The sequence below is a fragment of the Sphingobium sp. RC1 genome, assembly GCF_059738765.1.
The window spans coordinates 2117006-2134358 of record NZ_AP027306.1; the positions used below are offsets into that span (position 1 = coordinate 2117006).

Below are 17353 nucleotides of genomic sequence, written 5' to 3' on the forward strand. Positions count from 1 at the left end.
TCAGGGCTTTAGGTCCACACGCTCGTCATCCGGGAAAAGATACTCCAGCAATAGGGAGCGATGGCATCCGTCCGCCTCCCGCTCAAAGCACAGCAAAGCCGTGGGCCGCTCTCGCGCCATGTCGCGCAACTGTTCCGCCTGAACGATCGCTTCCGGCAGGTCGAGTTGCCCCGAATAAATCTCCCGGAGCTTCCCATGATTGCCCTTGCGAGCCGCCTCCCGCCCCTCGGCGGGCGTGCCCAGCGCCTTCAGCCCGACATAGTCGATCCCGGCTTCCTTCAACCCCGCCGCCAGAATGTTCTTGGAAAATCCCGGCCGCCGCGAAAGCGGAACCGCCCTGATGTCGGCCAGCAAGGTGACGCCCGCATTCTGCAAGGCCGCTATCAGCTCGCCCTGCGTAGCCCCTTCATACCCGATCGTGAAAATCTGCATCCCAAGCAGATAGGAATGCAGACGGAACTTCCAAGCTTCCCGTCTTGCCCTCTTTCCTGCCCTCGCCTAAAGGGTCCTTTCATGCCCGACATAACCGTTCCCCCCACCTCGTCCGACCTGACCGGCCGGGCGTTGTTTCCGCATCGGCATCTTCTCTCCATCGCCGACCTGAAGCCTTGGGAAATCCGTTTCCTACTGGATGAGGCGGAACATTGGGCGCGGACAAACCGGGACAATGCGCGCAAGCACGACGACCGCCTCGCCGGAATGACGCAGATCAACGCCTTCTTCGAAAACAGCACCCGCACCCTGCTGTCGTTCGAGATCGCGGGCAAGCGTCTGGGCGCCGACGTCGTGAACATGCATGCCGGGCAATCCAGCGTGAAGAAGGGCGAGACCCTGATCGACACCGCCATGACCCTCAACGCCATGGCCGCCGACGTGATCGTCATTCGACATGCGAGTTCGGGCGCCGTTGCCCTGATATCGGACATGGTGGACTGCCCGGTCCTCAATGCTGGGGACGGCTGGCACCAGCATCCAACGCAAGCCCTGCTGGACGCCCTGACCATCCGCCGCCGCAAGGGAGGGTTTGAGGGCCTTGTCGTCGCGATTTGCGGGGATGTGCTGCATAGCCGCGTCGCGCGCTCCAACATGCTCTGCCTCGCAGCTTTGGGCGCACAGGTACGGGCCGTCGCGCCTCCGACCTTGATGCCGCCCGAGGTGGAGATGCTGGGCGCCACGCCCTATAATCGGATGGACGAGGGGTTGGATGGCGCCGACGTCGTGATGATGTTGCGCCTTCAGAATGAACGGATGGACGGCGCCTTCATCCCCTCGCCTCGCGAATATCACATGCTTTACGGCCTGACGCCCGAGCGGCTTGCCATTGCCAAGCCGGACGCTCTGGTGATGCACCCCGGCCCCATGAATCGCGGCGTCGAGATATCGAGCGTGGTGGCGGATGATCCGGATCGCTCCGCCATCACGGAACAGGTGGAGATGGGCGTCGCCATCCGCATGGCCTGTCTGGATGTGCTAACCCGCGGCGCGCGCGGCGTGGAGGGTTGGGCATGAGCAAACTTGCCATCATCAACGCTAAACTGGCCGACCCCGCTGCGCGCGACGTCCGCACTGGTGCGATCCTGATCGAAGGCGACCGGATCATCGCTTCGGGCAATGTCGATGTGCCGGACGATGCGGAAAAGATCGACGCCGCCGGGCTGGTGGTAGCACCGGGCCTCATCGATCTGGGCGTGTTCGCTACCGACAAGCCCGCCTTCCACTTCGGCGGGATCACGCGGGCGGCCCTGATGCCCGACCAGTCATCCCCACTGGACGAGGCTGGCCTCATTCGCCAGGCTGCGCGCGCGGGCAAGCCCGATTTCTGGGTCCATCCGATCGCTGCCGCCACGCGGGGCCTCAAAGGGGGCGAGCTGGCGGAAATCGGCATGATGCAGGCAGCGGGCGCCAAGGCTGTGGCTACGGGACGCCAATGGATCGCGGATTCAGGCGTGATGATGCGGGTACTGGCCTATGCCTCCGGCCTCGGCCTGACCGTCATCACCCATGCCGAGGACAGCGGCCTCGCGGGCAAGGCAGTCGCAACCAGCGGCGAAACGGCGACCCGACTGGGCCTGCCCCACGCACCTGCATGCGCCGAAGCGATCGCGATCGCGCGCGACCTCATGCTGGCGAAGGAAACGGGCGCCGCCATCCATTTCCGGCTCGTGACGACGAAGGCGGGCTTTGACCTCATACGCGCGGCAAAGGCGGAGGGCGTAAAGGTCACCTGCGGGATCAGCCCTGCCTATCTTTACCTTGCCGACAATGCCGTCACCAACTTCCGCACCTTCGCGCGCCTGTCGCCTCCGCTAAGGTCGGAGGATGACCGCAGGGCCTCGATCGTCGCGGTCGCCGACGGAACGGTCGATGTGATCACCTCCAGTCACGATCCCCGTGGTCCCGAGGATAAGAGGTTACCCTTTGCCGATGCTTCACCGGGTATGGCTGGAGCCGAGACCCTGCTGGCCTTGTCGCTGAACCTCGTGCGCGAAGGACATCTGTCGATGACGCGCCTGATGATGCTGCTCAGCGCCAATCCGGCCCGCATATTGGGCGTCGATGCAGGAAGCTTCGCGGCCGGTAGCGCCGCCGACCTCATCTTCATCGATCCCGATGCGCCATGGATCATAGATTCCACGAAAATGGCGGCGCAGGCGGGCAATACGCCCTTCGACCGGATGCCGGTACAGGGCCGCACCCGCCGCGTGATGAAGGGCGGCATTTTCCTCTAAAGTTTCCTGCTTGCTCTCCCCCGCAGGCCACGCTAAAGCGCCCTCCTTCGCCGGTACAGGAGTGTAGCTCAGCTGGTAGAGCGTCGGTCTCCAAAACCGAATGCCGGGGGTTCGAGTCCCTCCACTCCTGCCAGGTCGCTGAGCGCTGATCCTTGATTTTTCAAAGGTTCGCGGTTAGTTGCCCCAGCGAAGATGGGTCGCGGAGCCAGCGGCCGCACCCCGGGACGCCGACATGGCGGGGTCCGGAGGGCGGACTGTTGCTTCGCGCTTTGGTGTTTGTTCGAAAGTTGTTGAGGCAGTGATGGCGAAGGTTTCTCCGGGCGAATTCGTCAATCAGGTGAAGACCGAAGCGTCGAAGATCGTGTGGCCCACCGGCCGCGAAACGGTCATGACTGCGGTGATGGTCGGTATCATGACCACGCTGCTCGGCCTCTTCTTCTTCGGGATCGACACCTTTTTCGGGGCGATCGTTCGCTGGCTGCTGGCGTTCGCCGCCGGACAGGCTTGAAGTTTTGGATTACCGCGATTTCCCAGTAAATCGCCTGGTAGGAGTTTGAGACGGTAACATGGCGCGCTGGTACATCATCCACGCCTATTCGGGCTTCGAAAACAAGGTCAAGGAATCGATCCTGTCCGAAGCCGAGCGCATGGGCCTCTCCCAGCTGGTCGAGCAGGTGGAAGTCCCCACCGAGACCGTGACCGAAGTAAAGCGCGGCAAGAAAGTCCAGGTGGAACGCAAGTTCATGCCGGGCTACGTTCTTGCGAAGCTCGCGATGAACGACGACATCTACCACCTCGTCAAGAACACGCCGAAGGTAACCGGTTTCCTGGGCAGCTCAGGCAAGCCGCAAGCAATCAGCGAAGGCGAAGCTGCTCGCTATTTCGGCGCCCAGAAGGCTGCCGAGGCTGCGCCGAAGCACAAGGTCAATGTCGATTACGAAATCGGCGACAGCGTCAAGGTGCTGGACGGCCCCTTCGCCAGCTTCAACGGTACGGTCGAGGAACTGGATTTCGAAAAGAACCGGGTCAAGGTGTCCGTCTCGATCTTCGGCCGCGCCACCCCGGTCGAACTGGACTTCGAACAGGTCGAACTGTCGAAGTAAGAATTTCCCTCTCCCGCAAGCGGGAGAGGGCAGCGAGACTTGGCGGCTTTGCCGCCTAGTCGCAGCGGGAGAGGGCACAGCCCCTCTCCAAATCGGTCTAAGCGGCAAGCCGCGAAGACCTCCTATCCTCGCCCCTAAAGGGGCGAAGATAACATGTGCGGGAGGTGACCTTCGGGCCGCTGTTTGACCGCTAAACTTGAACCGGGCGGATCGTTCGCGATCCTCCCAGCAACAGAGTGAGTGAAAATGGCCAAGAAGATTACGGGCTATATCAAGCTCCAGGTGCCCGCTGGAGCCGCCAACCCCTCGCCGCCGATCGGTCCGGCGCTGGGTCAGCGCGGTGTGAACATCATGGAATTCTGCAAGGCGTTCAACGCCTCGACGGAAAAGATGGACAAGGGCACCCCCCTGCCGACCATCATCACCGTCTATGCGGACCGCTCGTTCAGCTTCGTCACGAAGCAGCCGCCCGCCACCTATCTGATCAAGAAGGCCGTCAACCTGAAGTCGGGTTCCAAGGAACCGGGCAAGGTCGTCGCCGGCAAGATCACCCGCGCACAGCTCGCTGAAATCGCCCAGGCCAAGATGGTTGACCTGAACGCGAACGACATCGACGCAGCGACGAAGATCATCGAAGGCTCCGCTCGCGCGATGGGCCTCGAAGTGGTGGAGGGCTAAGACCATGGCAAAGCTGACCAAGAAGGCGAAGGCTCTCGCCACTGCCGTTGACCGCGAGAAGCTGCACGGCGTTGACGAAGCGCTGGGCCTGATCAAGACCCACGCGACCGCCAAGTTCGACGAAAGCGTCGAAATCGCGATCAACCTGGGCGTCGATCCCCGTCACGCCGACCAGATGGTCCGTGGCGTCGTCACCCTGCCCGCAGGCACCGGCAAGGACGTCCGCGTCGCCGTATTCGCCCGTGGCGACAAGGCCGAAGCCGCGACCGCCGCTGGCGCCGACATCGTGGGTGCCGAGGATCTGCTCGACAGCATCCAGGCTGGCAACATCGACTTCCAGCGCGTGATCGCCACCCCCGACATGATGGGTCTGGTCGGTCGCCTCGGTAAGGTTCTGGGTCCCAAGGGCCTGATGCCGAACCCGAAGCTCGGCACCGTCACCCCGAACGTCGCTGAAGCCGTGAAGGCCGCCAAGGGCGGTCAGATCGAGTTCCGCGTTGAAAAGGCTGGCATCATCCACGCCGGTCTCGGCAAGGCGAGCTTCAGCCAGGCAGACCTGCGCAAGAATTTCGACGCTTTCGTTGACGCGATCGTCAAGGCAAAGCCGTCGGGTTCGAAGGGCAAATATGTCCGCAAGATTGCCCTGTCGTCCTCGATGGGTCCGGGCGTGAAAATCGACGTGGCGGAAGTCGCTTCGGTCTGATCTGACGGATTGAATTGATAGGGGAGCCTCCTTCCTCCACGCGGGGAAGGAGGCTTTCTTCTTTTGTGCTACTATAGCCTGAACAGCAACGTGCTCCTGCGCAGGCAGGAGCCCAGTTCAGAGCGTGGGACTGGGCTCCTGCCTGCGCAGGAGCACGGCATTTCTAAACACCGCCGGGGACACCCAGGGACGGTGTGAACTTCGGGATGTGTGACCTTGCATCCCGGGCTCCGGCAGCGGCCGAAGCACATCAGGTCATCATGTATCCGTCGGGAATGGCGGGTCGCTTTACCGACGGAAAATATAATGTCTTTTGAACATCTCCCCCCTATCCTCTCGGACGCCCTGACGCGGAAAGGCTATGAAAGCCTGACCCCGGTCCAGGCCGAAGTCACCCAACCCGAAGCCGAAGGGCGCGACCTCATCGTTTCGGCTCAAACCGGCTCGGGCAAGACGGTTGCTTTCGGTCTCGCCATGGCGGGCGAACTGCTGGGTGAAGAAATGCGCCTGCCCGTAGCAGGAAAGCCGCTCGCGCTCGCCATCGCCCCCACCCGCGAACTCGCGTTGCAAGTCAGCCGTGAACTGGAGTGGCTCTACGGCGAAGCCCGCGCCCGCATCGCCACCTGCGTCGGCGGCATGGACGCCGCCAAGGAACGGCGCGCCCTCTCGCACGGTGCGCACATCGTCGTCGGCACGCCCGGCCGCCTGCGCGACCATCTCGAACGCGGCGCGCTGGACCTCTCGGGACTCAAGACCGTGATCCTCGATGAAGCGGACGAGATGCTCGACATGGGCTTCCGCGAAGACCTGGAGGAAATTCTCGACGGCGCGCCGGAAGGCCGCCGCACGCTGCTCTTTTCCGCCACCATGCCCAAGCCGATCGTTGCGCTCGCAAAGCGTTACCAACAGGACGCGCTGCGCATTTCGACTGTCAGCGACGAGCGCGGCCATGGCGATATCAGCTATCAGGCCGTCACCGTTGCACCCGCCGACATCGAGAACGCAGTGGTCAATCTGCTGCGCTATCATGAGGCGGAAACGGCGATCCTCTTCTGCGCCACCCGCGACAATGTCCGTCACCTCCACGCCAGCCTCACCGAACGCGGGTTCGCCGCCGTGGCGCTGTCCGGTGAGCATAGCCAGAATGAGCGCAACCATGCGCTGCAAGCCCTCCGCGACCGCCGCGCGCGCGTCTGTGTGGCCACCGACGTTGCAGCGCGCGGCATCGACCTTCCCAACCTCAGCCTCGTCGTGCACGTCGAAATCCCGCGCGATGCAGAAACGATGCAGCACCGTTCCGGCCGCACCGGGCGCGCAGGCAAGAAGGGCACGGCCGTCCTCATCGTCCCCTACCCCCGCCGCCGCCGTGTCGAATCCATGCTGCGTGGCGCCAAGATCCCGGTCGAATGGGGCACTCCGCCGAGCAAGGAAGCGATCCAGCAGCAGGACAATTCTCGCCTTCGCGAGAAACTGATGGAGCGCGCCGAGCTGGACGAGCAGGATTGGACACTGGGCGCCGAGTTGCTGGAAACCAAGTCCGCCAAGGAGATCGCGGCAATGCTGGTGAAAAGCGCCCGCGCCGCCCTCCCCGCTCCCGAAGAACTGCTCGACGCCAGCGAAGCCCCGCCCCGCCGCGATGGGCCGCGTCCGGGCTTTGAGGATACCGTCTGGTTCCGCATGGACATCGGCCGCCGTCACAATGCCGACCCGCGCTGGATTCTGCCCCTCATCTGCCGCCGAGGCCATGTGTCACGCCAGGACATCGGCGCGATCCGGATCGCCGCCAACGAAACGCTGTTCGAAATCCCCAGCGCCATCGTTTCCCGCTTCATCGGCTCGGTAAAGCGCACGGGCGAGGCGAGCGACGAGGGCGCTGAAGTCCAGTTCGAACAGATTGAGGGAACCCCTCGAGACACTGCGCGCGAGAACCGCCGCGAAGGGCCGCCGCGCGGCAAGGGCCGCCCGAATGAAGGTCGCGGTCCAAAGCCTGCCTATGGCGCCCGGCCGTTCAAGGGCGGCCCTCGCAAAGGCCCGCCTCGCAAGCCCCGCGGATAAGACACCCGCTCCCAGAGCAATGTGCTCCTGGCTTTACAGGAGCACATTGTTGACTGACGTTCAGCCCGCGCCGGACAGCTGAAGCATTCGCGCTGCCAGCTCGCGCTCTCCCATGACAACATGGGGCACACCAATCCCTTCGAGATGCGCGACCTCTGCATCACTATGCGCTCGCGCAACCACCTGCAGGTTGGGATTGAGGTGACGCGCATGTTCATGGATCGCGCCACCTTCGAACCCTTCCGGAACCGCGATCAGCAACCGCCGAGCCTCGCATATGCCCGCAGCCATCAAATAACGGTCCTCCAGTGCACTTCCCCGCACTACCGGGTGGCCCGCCTCCGAGGCCTCCTCTGCCCGTTCGGGGTCTGTCTCCAGCACAACGAAATGGGCATTGCGTTCGGACAGGCGCTCCGCGATCATTTTGCCGACCCGGCCATATCCGACCAGGATCACATGCCCGATGTGCGGCCGCTGGCGCGCCTTTTCCGCTTCCGCCTCTTCCTCAATCTCCTCCTTCTTGTGCGCCCGCACGATCATCGAGAAGATGAACGGATTCAAAAAGATCGACACAATCGCTCCGGCAAGGATCAAATCACGTCCTTCTGCGGGCAGCACGCCCAAGCCAGTACCCAATGTGGCAAGAATGAAGGAAAACTCGCCGATCTGCGCCAGGCTCGCCGCGATCGTCAGCGCGGTATCCCCCGGATGGCCGAAGGCGCGTACGATCGCGAACGCGGCGATAGACTTACCGACTATGATGATCGCCACGGTCGCCAATAGGGGCAACGGCTGTTCAACAAGAACTGATGGATTGAATAGCATGCCAACCGACACGAAGAACAGTACCGCGAAAGCATCGCGCAGCGGCAGCGTTTCCTCCGTCGCGCGGCGGCTGAGCGGCGTCTCGCCCAGGATCATGCCCGCGAAGAAGGCGCCCAACGCAAATGACACATCGAACGCCACGGCCGCGCCGAAGGCCACGCCAAGGGCGATGGCAAGCACAGCCAGGCGAAACAACTCCCGCGATCCGGTGTGAACTACCCAGTGCAACGCCCAAGGAATGACCCGTCGGCCCACCACGAGCATCAGGGCGACAAAGCCGGCGACCTTCAGCAAGGTGCTTAGCAGCGGTGCCAGCAGGTCACCCATCCCGGCCGATGCGTCTGCATTGCTCATAACCTTCGCCAGCGCGGGTAGCAGTACCAACGCCAGCACCATCACCAGATCCTCGACGATCAGCCAGCCAACAGCTATGCGCCCCCGCCGCGTCTCCACAAGATCCGCCCCCTGCAAGGCGCGCAGCAAAACGACCGTACTCGCCACCGAAAGAGCGAGGCCGAACACAATGCCGCCCATCACTGGCCAGCCCATATAGTGCGACAGCCCCATGCCGAGCAGCGTTGCAACCGCGATCTGCCCGATGGCGCCGGGTACAGCGATATTCTTCACCGACAGCAAGTCACGCAGCGAAAAATGTAGTCCCACCCCGAACATCAACAGAATGACACCAATCTCGGCCAATTCGTTGGCCAGATTGGTGTTGGCGACAAAGCCTGGGGTGAAAGGACCAACCATGATCCCCGCGATAAGATAACCGACCAGCGGCGAAAGTTTGAGACGATGGGCAATGGCACCCATTATGAAAGCAACAACGAGGCCCGCGACGATTGTTCCGATCAGGGGCGTGTGATGAGGCATGGACGTCCTTCCCTGTCTGCCGGTGTGGCCCTCTGAACCTTCACCGGCAGCCTATCATATTTTCATTCTGCGACAGCTAGCATAGCGGCTGACAACAAGGCTCCGGCAGCACCCAGCCCAGTGAACACGGCGGGTATAAACCACCATGGTGGCCGTCGGTTGCTGCGGCGTGACCGTCTGCGGGTCATGGATCTCTCCTGTCTGACGATTAACGGAGTGCGCGTTAAGTCAGGACAGGTGGAGCGCGAGCGTGAAAGGAGTGTGTAATACGCCCGCGCCAGCGCGAGGGGCGGGTGCGGACATATAAGGGATTAGATCGCGACCATCCCGCGACGGCCAGCAGTCCCGCTACAGATACCAACCATGGCATCAATGACGATAACAAGGGGCTGTCGCCCGAACCATCGGGCTGGGTCAGGCGGTAGTCGGCCAGTGCCGATTGGGTCCGGGCCTTCAGCACTACGCCCGTGGTGGCAGGATTGAACGCCGAGCCCGTTGCTATGCTGGACGGCGGCCCCAATGGCGTCAGGGCACTCAATAACGCCACACTGATCGCCATCCACAGGGTCAGCATGAAGAGAAGCCTGCCTCTCATGCTTTCAGTCCTGTACGATGTTGGCATCATGCGCGGCGGGTTCCCTTCGAGACGGGAAGATAGGCACTGACCCGCGCAAAAACCACCCCTAAGAAGGGGGCTTCCCGGTTGACATAAGCGAGTCAGTCCACTACCGGGCCACATTCCCGCGCGGGTCAACAGGACGTCATGTCCTCGGCGATTTGCGTAAAGCAGATTTGAACGAGAAGAGAAGAGCCATGTTCGCAGTCGTGCGCACGGGCGGCAAGCAGTATCGCGTCGCCGCCGGAGACAAGATCGTCGTCGAGAAGCTGGCCGGTGAGGCCGGTGACAAGGTGACGCTGGATGACGTCCTGTTCGCCGGCGAAGGCAGCGACGTGAAGGACGCCAGCAAGCTGACCGTCGCCGCCGAAATCATCGCGCAGGCGAAGGGCGAAAAGGTCATCGTTTTCAAGAAGCGCCGTCGGCATAACTACCGTCGTCGCAACGGCCATCGCCAGAATCACACGATCCTCAAGATCGTGTCGATCGCCTGAGCCGTAGTCCAGTTTCGAGGAGTTTGAGTCATGGCACATAAAAAAGCTGGCGGTTCATCGCGTAACGGTCGCGATTCGGAATCGAAGCGCCTTGGCGTGAAGAAGTTCGGCGGTCAGGAAGTGATCGGCGGCAACATCATCATTCGCCAGCGCGGCACACGCGTATATCCCGGCCGCAATGTTGGCATGGGTAAGGACCACACCCTCTTCGCCCTGGGCGAAGGCCGCGTGGTATTCCACACTGGCAAGCTCGGCCGCAAATATGTGTCGGTCGACGCCATGGCTGAAGCAGCCGAATAACGGACGATCATGACGGATCGTCCCTCATTATTGGGGCGATCCTTCCGGAAGATGGTCTTGGACCATCTCTGATAATCCGAGGGAAAAAGGGGCGCCCCATCCGGGAGCGCCCCTTTTTCCGTTCGGTGGCACCTCCCCTCATTTTCCCTCAAACCTCTGGAACCCTGAGGCTTCTCACGCGTCATGCGGGCGGGGCACAGCCAGAGGAAAGAAGTCGTCAAGCCGTAACTTTTTACGGCCATTGGCGTGTCGATCAGAGGAGAGATTTTCAAATGTTCGCCCGTACCCCCCGCCTGCTCCTGAGACCCGGTTGGAGAGAAGACGCATCCGCGCTGGCCGAAGCGATTGGCGATCCGGCGGTCCTGCGCAACCTTGTCCGCGTGCCGACGCCCTATGGCATTGATGACGCGCGCAGCTTCCTTGCCCTTCCGCAGGATACACGCCTGCCGCGTCTTCTGGCTTTTTCCCGCACCCGCGGTGCTCCGCGCCTGGTGGGCGGGTGTGGCATCCATTTGACCGAGGATGGCACGCCTGAACTCGGCTATTGGATAGCGCGTCCCTATTGGGGGCTGGGCTTTGCGACGGAGGCCGCCAGCGCGGTGTACGGCATGGCCCGAGCGTCAGGCGTCAGCGGGATTCGCGCGGCGCATTTCGCTGACAATCCGGCGTCAGGCAATGTGCTTCGGAAAATCGGCTTTCGTTACACCGGCCGGGTTGAGCAACGTTACAGTCCGGCGCGCGGAAACGCGACGGAATGCCTGGTCTTTGAAGAAGGTGTGGCCGGGCGCATGACGATTGATCCTGCAATGGACCTTTATCACGACGCCATGCCCGCACTCGCGGCCTGACCGAAGAAGGGACGACGGCGCCAGCAGACGCCGTCCCGCATGGAAAGGTGAGTTTCGAGCGATAGCAGACGGCAAGGTTTAATTCCGCGTCATAAGCGGCTATGGGCCAGCCCATGCATTTTCTGGATCAGGCGAAAATATACATTAAATCCGGCTGGGGTGGCCCCGGCGCGGTCAGTTTCCGGCGTGAAAAATATGTCGAATATGGCGGCCCTGATGGCGGCAATGGCGGCAAGGGCGGAGATATCATCTTCGAAGCCGTAGCTGGCCTCAACACCCTCATAGACTTCCGCTACACTCAGCATTTCAAGGCACAGCGCGGCATGCCGGGTGCCGGGAAGAATCGCTATGGCGCTGGCGGCAACGACCTCGTCATAAAAGTGCCCGTGGGAACGCAGATCCTGTCCGATCCTCAGCCCATCGAGGGCACCGAGGACGAGGATGGTTATCCCGACTATGAAGATCAGGAGCTTCTCGCCGACTTCACCGAGGTAGGGCAACGCTTAGTCCTGCTGCGCGGCGGCGATGGCGGTCGGGGCAACCTGTCTTACAAGACAAGCACTAATCGTGCGCCACGGCAGCATGGAACAGGCTGGCCGGGACAGGAAATGTGGGTTTGGCTGCGGCTGAAATTGCTTGCCGATGTGGGCTTGGTCGGCATGCCTAACGCGGGCAAGTCTACCTTCATCAATCAGGTGACCAATACCAAGGCCAAAGTGGGGGCCTATGCCTTTACCACCACCAAGCCACAGCTCGGCGTCGTCACGCACCGTGACAAGGAATTCGTCCTGGCAGACATCCCTGGCTTGATCGAGGGTGCAGCCGAAGGCGCTGGCATCGGCGACCGATTCCTTGGCCATATCGAGCGCTGCCGCGTGCTGCTGCACCTCGTTGATGCCACTGGCGACGATCCGGTCGAACAGTTCCGGATCGTGCAGGATGAACTGGAGGCCTATGGCGAGGGGCTCGCCGACAAGCCGCAGATCGTCGCGCTTAACAAGGGCGACCTGCTCGGGCCGGAATTGATGGAGGACATCGCCGCCCAAATCCGGCGCGAGGCTGGCGTGGAGAAGATATTCATCATCTCGGGCGCGACTGGCGAAGGTGTGCAACCGCTACTGGATGCCGTCCTGCCATTGCTGACAGACGGCAGACCGATGGAGGAAGAGGCCGGTGACGAAGGCGACGCTTCATGGTCGCCGATCTGAACACTCCTCAATCGCCACTTATTCTTCACGTTCCAGGCGAACGGAACTGATCCCGTGACTTCCTCTCTTTCAGGCTTCCCTCCCTCTCAAGTTCGGCGACTGGTCATTAAGATCGGCTCAGCCCTGCTGGTCGATGGGAATGGCGAGGTTCGCGAAGCGTGGCTCCGGACCTTGGTCGAAGATGTCGCTGCCCGCAAGGCAGCCGGGCAGCAGATCATTATCGTTTCGTCAGGCGCAATCGCTCTGGGCGCACGGCGATTGAAGCTGCCAAAGGGTGGGCGAGGCAGTCTGGAAGACGCTCAGGCTGCTGCGGCAACAGGACAGATCGCACTGTCGCAATGCTGGGCTCGTTTGTTGCAAAACAAGGGGATCACGGCCGCGCAGATGCTGGTGACACTGGACGATCTGGAGCATCGACGGCGCTATCTGAATGCCTCTGCGACCTTGGAACGCCTGATCACGCTCAATGTGGTGCCGGTGGTGAATGAAAACGACAGCGTCGCTACGGCGGAGATCCGCTTTGGGGACAACGACCGGCTGGCGGCGCGTATCGGACAGGCAGCACGGGCCGACGCGGTCGTGCTGCTTTCCGACGTCGATGGGCTTTACACCGCCAATCCGCATGTCGATGCGAGCGCCATGTTGATAGACACAATCGAGCGCATTGACACGCGAATCGCAAATATGGCGGACAGCGGATCCGCCTCCGGAATGGGATCGGGAGGCATGACCTCCAAGATCGAGGCCGCGCGGATCGCGACAGGGGCCGGAGCGCATCTCGCCATCATTTCCGGCAAGGTCGATGCTCCGCTGTCACATTGGATCAATGGCGGAAAAGGATCGATCTTCCTCGCGGCCCCTGCCAAGCGGGCGCGGAAGGGATGGCTCGCAGGACGTCTTACCGTTCGCGGACGCATCATCATCGACGCGGGCGCTGAAAAGGCGTTGGGAAGCGGTAACAGCTTGCTGCCTGCCGGTGTGGCGAAGATAGAGGGCGCGTTCGTGCGAGGTGATGTCGTTGATATCGTCGCGCCGGACGGCCGGGTGATCGCGCGTGGACTGAGCGAGTATGACAGCGAGGAAGCGGCGAGGATCGCAGGAAAACGCAGTGAGGATATCGCGGCGCTGCTGGGCCACCTGCCCCGATCCGTGCTCGTTCATCGCGACCAGATGGCCATGGTCTGACCCCCATGAAATTACGCATTGCTATGACGGGCGCGACAGGTTTTGTCGGCGCCGAAACGCTCAATCAGGCTTTGGACGCTGGGCACCATGTGACAGCCATCACCCGAAAGGCGCAGCCGCCCCGCGCCCGGCTGAAGTGGGTGCCCGGATCGCTTGAGGACCGTGCGGCGCTGAACACGCTGGTACGGGATGCCGACGTAGTGGTCCATATCGCAGGCGTTGTGAACGCGGCCAATCGCGACGGGTTCGAGGCTGGGAACGCGCGTGGGACGATGGCCGTCATCGACGCCATGCGGCAGCGCGGGGTCCGGCGGTTGGTCCATGTGTCATCGCTGGCCGCGCGGGAACCGAAACTGTCCGACTATGGCTGGTCCAAAGCGCTCGCCGAACGTCACGTCAAGGCGAGCGGACTGGATTGGACGATCGTGCGCCCGCCTGCGATTTATGGGCCGGGTGATCGGGAAATGCTGGAGCTGTTCCGGATGGCCAAGCGAGGCATCATGCTGCTGCCCCCGGGTGGGCGGCTATCCCTGATCGAGGTGAGCGACCTCGGTCGGTTGCTGCTGCGGCTTGCTGGCGAGACGGAAATGAGCCTTGCTCACAGTTATGAGGCGGACGACGGCACGCCGGGCGGATGGGACCATCTGGACTTTGGACAGGCGATCGGGCGCGCGGTCGGAAGGCCCGTGCGGACTTTTGCCACGCCCAACTGGGCACTGGGCCTCGGCGCGCGGCTGGATCGCATGCTGCGGGGCAAAGGCGCGAAGCTCACGCAGGATCGGGTCAGCTATTTCTGCCATCCCGATTGGGTGGTCACAAAGCGCAAGCAGCCTCCCAAAAAACTGTGGGTGCCAGAGGTTGCTACCGAAGCGGGACTGAAAGCAACAGCGGACGCGTACCGCGCAAAGGGCTGGCTATAGCGATTAGTCGCTTTTGGCGTCCGGCTTTCTGGCGCGGCGTTCGGCCACGAATTCGCTGATGGCCTGCCCGCTGGCGTTGAGCAGCGGATAGGTGCGGGCGTCGGACAACCAATCGGGGCGGCGCTCTCCGCTGCCGTAGAAGGTGTCGTAGGTCAGGCTGAACGCGAGGAAGACCAGCGTTGCCCCGATCAATCCCTTGATAGCGCCGAAGCCGCCGCCGAGGACGCGGTCGATGGGGCCAAGAATCGACTGGCGGGTACGGCGGCCGATGGCGTGGGCGAGGAGTTTTCCTGCGCCGAAGGTGATGCCGAAAACAAGAAGGAATGCGAGAATTGACGCGCCTCCGGTTGTGCCGACCAGGGGGGTGAGGAGTTCGGTCGCGGAGGGGTGGAAGAGGCGGATGGCGAAGATGCCGAGGACCCAGGCGATCAGCGAAAGGGTTTCAAGAACGAAACCACGAAGCAAGCCCAAGACTGTGCAACCGCCGATGGCGAGAAGGACGAGGATATCGACGGCGTTCATGAGCGTCGGGCTATCCGCGGCCGAGCATCTGGTCAACCAGTTGACTTAACGCGCGATAACCGCTGACCGCTATCCCCTTTACCCCGTCGGCGACCGCTGAGGGTACATAGGCCCGTTCAAAACCGAGCTTCGCCGATTCGCGCAGGCGCAGCGGGGCATGAGCGACGGGGCGTATTTCCCCCGACAGCGCGATTTCGCCGAACAGGACCAGATCGGCTGGCACCGGCCGTTCCGCGAGCGCCGATATGAGCGCGGCGGCAACCGCCAAGTCAGCGGCGGGATCGGACAGGCGATAACCACCCGCGACGTTCAGATAGACTTCACAGGTTGAGAAGCTGAGTCCGCAGCGCGCTTCCAGCACGGCAAGGACCATGGCCAGGCGGCCGCTGTCCCAGCCCACCACCGCGCGCCGGGGCGTAGCGCCGCTGGAAAGGCGGACGACGAGCGCCTGTATCTCCACCAACACGGGCCGCGTGCCCTCCAATGCAGGAAAGACGGTCGCGCCGGTTACGGTTTCGTCCCGATGGGTGAGGAACAGCGCCGATGGGTTCGAAACTTCCTCCAGCCCCTCCGCCACCATCGCGAAGACGCCGATCTCGTCGGTGCCGCCGAAACGATTCTTGATCGCGCGGAGGATGCGATATTGATGGCTGCGCTCGCCTTCGAAGCTCAGCACCGTGTCGACCATATGCTCCAGCACGCGTGGCCCGGCGATGCTGCCATCCTTGGTGACATGGCCGACGAGGATGACGGCGGTGCCGCGCTGCTTGGCGAAGCGGATCAGTTCCTGGCTGGATGCGCGCACCTGGCTGACGGTGCCAGGGGCGCCTTCGATCAGGTCGCTGTGCATCGTCTGGATCGAGTCAATGACGAGCAGCGCGGGCGGTTCCCCCTCCCCCAGTGTGGTCAGGATGTCGCGGACGGAGGTCGCGCTGGCGAGTTGCACGGGCGCGTTGCCAAGGCCGAGGCGCTGCGCCCGCAGGCGCACCTGATCCGCCGCTTCCTCACCGCTGATATAGGCGACGGAAAGGCCGCGCGCGGCAATGCGGGCGGCAGCCTGAAGCAACAGGGTGGACTTGCCGATGCCCGGATCGCCGCCGATTAGCGTGGCGGAACCCGGAACGATGCCGCCACCCAGTGCACGGTCGAACTCCGCAATGCCGGTGCTGGTGCGCTGGGGCAGTTCAACCTGACTGTTCAGGCCCACAAGCGTTAGGGCGCGTCCCCCGCTTTGCAGATCATGGCGCGCGGAAAAGATGGTCTCGGACGCTTCCTCGACAATGCTGTTCCATTCGCCGCAGTCATCGCATTGCCCCTGCCAACGGGAAGAGAGCGTACCGCATTGCTGACAGACGAATTTGCGCTTTGCCTTGGCCATGGGGGAGCTATGACTTGCCATGGTGAACGTTTCAAGAACAAAGAACGGATGGGCCACCCCCCTCGCCCCTCCCGCCTTATGGCGAAGAAGTTTGGATACCGTCCAAGAGCGCTGGAAACTCATGCGGATGTGGCGCATTGTCTCGCCATGAAGTCGTTACGCGTTGCCAGCTATAACATCCGCAAAGCCATTGGCACCGACCGCCGCCGCAGCCCCGAACGAGTGCTGGAGGTGCTGGGAGAGTTGGACGCGGACGTCATCGCGTTGCAGGAAGCGGATCGCCGATTTGGCGTTCGATCGGCCGCCATTCCACCCTGGCTGCTGGAATCCATGAGCCAGTACAAGCCGGTGCCGTTGAATGTGCACGTGGATTCGATGGGCTGGCATGGCAACGCGATATTGGTGCGGAAGGAGGCGGAGGTCGGCACCCATGACGTGCTGCATCTGCCCTGCCTGGAACCGCGTGGCGCGACGATGGCGGAGGTTGAACTGGGCAAGGCGAAGCTGCGCGTATTTGGCATGCATCTCGACCTGTCGGGCCTGTGGCGGCGCAAGCAGGCGGCGGCGGTCATCCATGCGGCAGCACAACGGGACGCTATGCCGACCGTGCTGATGGGCGACCTCAACGAATGGAGCGCCAATCGGGGGTGTCTGGCGGACTTTGCGCGCCATTATAGTTTCGCGCCGTGCGGCCGGAGTTTCCACGCGCGGCGGCCCGTGGCGCATCTCGACCGGATCATGCATTGCGGGCAGTTGAAGCTGATGGACAGCGGGGTTCACGACAGTGCGGCGTCGCGGAAGGCTTCGGATCACTTGCCGATATGGGCGGAGTTTCGGTTGTGAGGTGGCGGTTGCTGGTGGGGACCGGTCTGTCGATGCCCGATACGGATCAGCTTAAAGGAAGTAGAGCCCC

The 17353-nt window shown here is 62.6% G+C and carries 19 protein-coding genes and 1 tRNA gene; 15 read left to right on the top strand and 5 right to left on the bottom strand.

The window, feature by feature from the left end; translation table 11 throughout:
- Positions 1-432, bottom strand: a complete 432-nt coding sequence (locus AC6JBC_RS10430) for a DUF488 domain-containing protein (protein ID WP_498024153.1) — start codon at positions 430-432, stop codon at positions 1-3.
- 81 nt (positions 433-513) lie between these two features.
- On the opposite strand from AC6JBC_RS10430, the gene AC6JBC_RS10435 reads away from it, so the two are divergent.
- From AC6JBC_RS10435 to AC6JBC_RS10470, 8 genes are all read left to right on the top strand, one after another.
- Complete coding sequence (locus tag AC6JBC_RS10435; RefSeq protein ID WP_460987602.1) at positions 514-1509, top strand: aspartate carbamoyltransferase catalytic subunit; 996 nt, start codon at positions 514-516, stop codon at positions 1507-1509.
- Positions 1506-2729 (top strand): dihydroorotase, encoded by a 1224-nt coding sequence (locus AC6JBC_RS10440; protein WP_498024154.1) that lies wholly within the window; start codon positions 1506-1508, stop codon positions 2727-2729. Before AC6JBC_RS10435 ends, AC6JBC_RS10440 begins: the two co-directional genes overlap by 4 nt.
- A gap of 57 nt (positions 2730-2786) precedes the next feature.
- A tRNA-Trp gene (locus AC6JBC_RS10445) sits at positions 2787-2862 on the top strand.
- 168 nt (positions 2863-3030) lie between these two features.
- Complete coding sequence (secE, locus tag AC6JBC_RS10450; RefSeq protein ID WP_449471402.1) at positions 3031-3237, top strand: preprotein translocase subunit SecE; 207 nt, start codon at positions 3031-3033, stop codon at positions 3235-3237.
- A gap of 58 nt (positions 3238-3295) precedes the next feature.
- On the top strand, positions 3296-3832 hold the full coding sequence (gene nusG / locus AC6JBC_RS10455; RefSeq protein WP_464779083.1) for a transcription termination/antitermination protein NusG: 537 nt from the start codon (positions 3296-3298) through the stop codon (positions 3830-3832).
- Positions 3833-4078: 246 nt separating this feature from the next.
- Entirely contained in the window at positions 4079-4510 is a 432-nt protein-coding gene (gene rplK / locus AC6JBC_RS10460; protein WP_037464038.1) for a 50S ribosomal protein L11, read from the top strand.
- A 4-nt stretch (positions 4511-4514) separates the two neighbouring features.
- The gene (gene rplA, locus AC6JBC_RS10465; protein ID WP_498024157.1) at positions 4515-5213 is read left to right on the top strand and encodes a 50S ribosomal protein L1; all 699 of its coding nucleotides are present in this window, start codon (positions 4515-4517) and stop codon (positions 5211-5213) included.
- Between the two features lie 306 nt (positions 5214-5519).
- Positions 5520-7268, top strand: coding sequence for a DEAD/DEAH box helicase (locus AC6JBC_RS10470; protein WP_498024158.1), 1749 nt, complete (start codon positions 5520-5522; stop codon positions 7266-7268).
- A 60-nt stretch (positions 7269-7328) separates the two neighbouring features.
- Here AC6JBC_RS10470 and ybaL read toward each other — a convergent pair whose 3' ends face one another.
- Positions 7329-8969 carry a YbaL family putative K(+) efflux transporter gene (gene ybaL, locus AC6JBC_RS10475; protein WP_498024159.1) on the bottom strand — a complete coding sequence of 547 codons (1641 nt, stop codon included), beginning with the start codon at positions 8967-8969 and terminating at the stop codon, positions 7329-7331.
- A gap of 223 nt (positions 8970-9192) precedes the next feature.
- A complete protein-coding gene (locus AC6JBC_RS10480) occupies positions 9193-9564 on the bottom strand; it encodes a hypothetical protein (RefSeq protein WP_498024161.1) in 372 nt (123 codons plus the stop codon).
- A 218-nt stretch (positions 9565-9782) separates the two neighbouring features.
- Between AC6JBC_RS10480 and rplU the strand changes: the two genes are divergently transcribed.
- From rplU to AC6JBC_RS10510, 6 genes are all read left to right on the top strand, one after another.
- Entirely contained in the window at positions 9783-10079 is a 297-nt protein-coding gene (rplU, locus tag AC6JBC_RS10485) for a 50S ribosomal protein L21 (RefSeq protein ID WP_097091078.1), read from the top strand.
- Between the two features lie 30 nt (positions 10080-10109).
- Positions 10110-10379 carry a 50S ribosomal protein L27 gene (gene rpmA, locus AC6JBC_RS10490; RefSeq protein WP_007683600.1) on the top strand — a complete coding sequence of 90 codons (270 nt, stop codon included), beginning with the start codon at positions 10110-10112 and terminating at the stop codon, positions 10377-10379.
- A 272-nt stretch (positions 10380-10651) separates the two neighbouring features.
- Complete coding sequence (locus AC6JBC_RS10495) at positions 10652-11227, top strand: GNAT family N-acetyltransferase (RefSeq protein WP_498024163.1); 576 nt, start codon at positions 10652-10654, stop codon at positions 11225-11227.
- A 113-nt stretch (positions 11228-11340) separates the two neighbouring features.
- Positions 11341-12435: a GTPase ObgE gene (gene obgE, locus AC6JBC_RS10500; protein ID WP_498024164.1), complete on the top strand. Its 1095-nt coding sequence runs from the start codon at positions 11341-11343 to the stop codon at positions 12433-12435.
- A 54-nt stretch (positions 12436-12489) separates the two neighbouring features.
- Complete coding sequence (gene proB, locus AC6JBC_RS10505; RefSeq protein WP_498024165.1) at positions 12490-13620, top strand: glutamate 5-kinase; 1131 nt, start codon at positions 12490-12492, stop codon at positions 13618-13620.
- Between the two features lie 5 nt (positions 13621-13625).
- On the top strand, positions 13626-14540 hold the full coding sequence (locus AC6JBC_RS10510; RefSeq protein WP_498024167.1) for an NAD-dependent epimerase/dehydratase family protein: 915 nt from the start codon (positions 13626-13628) through the stop codon (positions 14538-14540).
- A gap of 3 nt (positions 14541-14543) precedes the next feature.
- Here AC6JBC_RS10510 and AC6JBC_RS10515 read toward each other — a convergent pair whose 3' ends face one another.
- Both AC6JBC_RS10515 and radA read right to left on the bottom strand, forming a co-directional pair.
- On the bottom strand, positions 14544-15062 hold the full coding sequence (locus AC6JBC_RS10515) for a CvpA family protein (protein WP_498024169.1): 519 nt from the start codon (positions 15060-15062) through the stop codon (positions 14544-14546).
- Positions 15063-15072: 10 nt separating this feature from the next.
- Complete coding sequence (gene radA / locus AC6JBC_RS10520) at positions 15073-16440, bottom strand: DNA repair protein RadA (RefSeq protein ID WP_196225480.1); 1368 nt, start codon at positions 16438-16440, stop codon at positions 15073-15075.
- A 147-nt stretch (positions 16441-16587) separates the two neighbouring features.
- On the opposite strand from radA, the gene AC6JBC_RS10525 reads away from it, so the two are divergent.
- The gene (locus AC6JBC_RS10525; RefSeq protein WP_498024171.1) at positions 16588-17283 is read left to right on the top strand and encodes an endonuclease/exonuclease/phosphatase family protein; all 696 of its coding nucleotides are present in this window, start codon (positions 16588-16590) and stop codon (positions 17281-17283) included.
- The last annotated feature ends 70 nt before the right edge of the window (positions 17284-17353 follow it).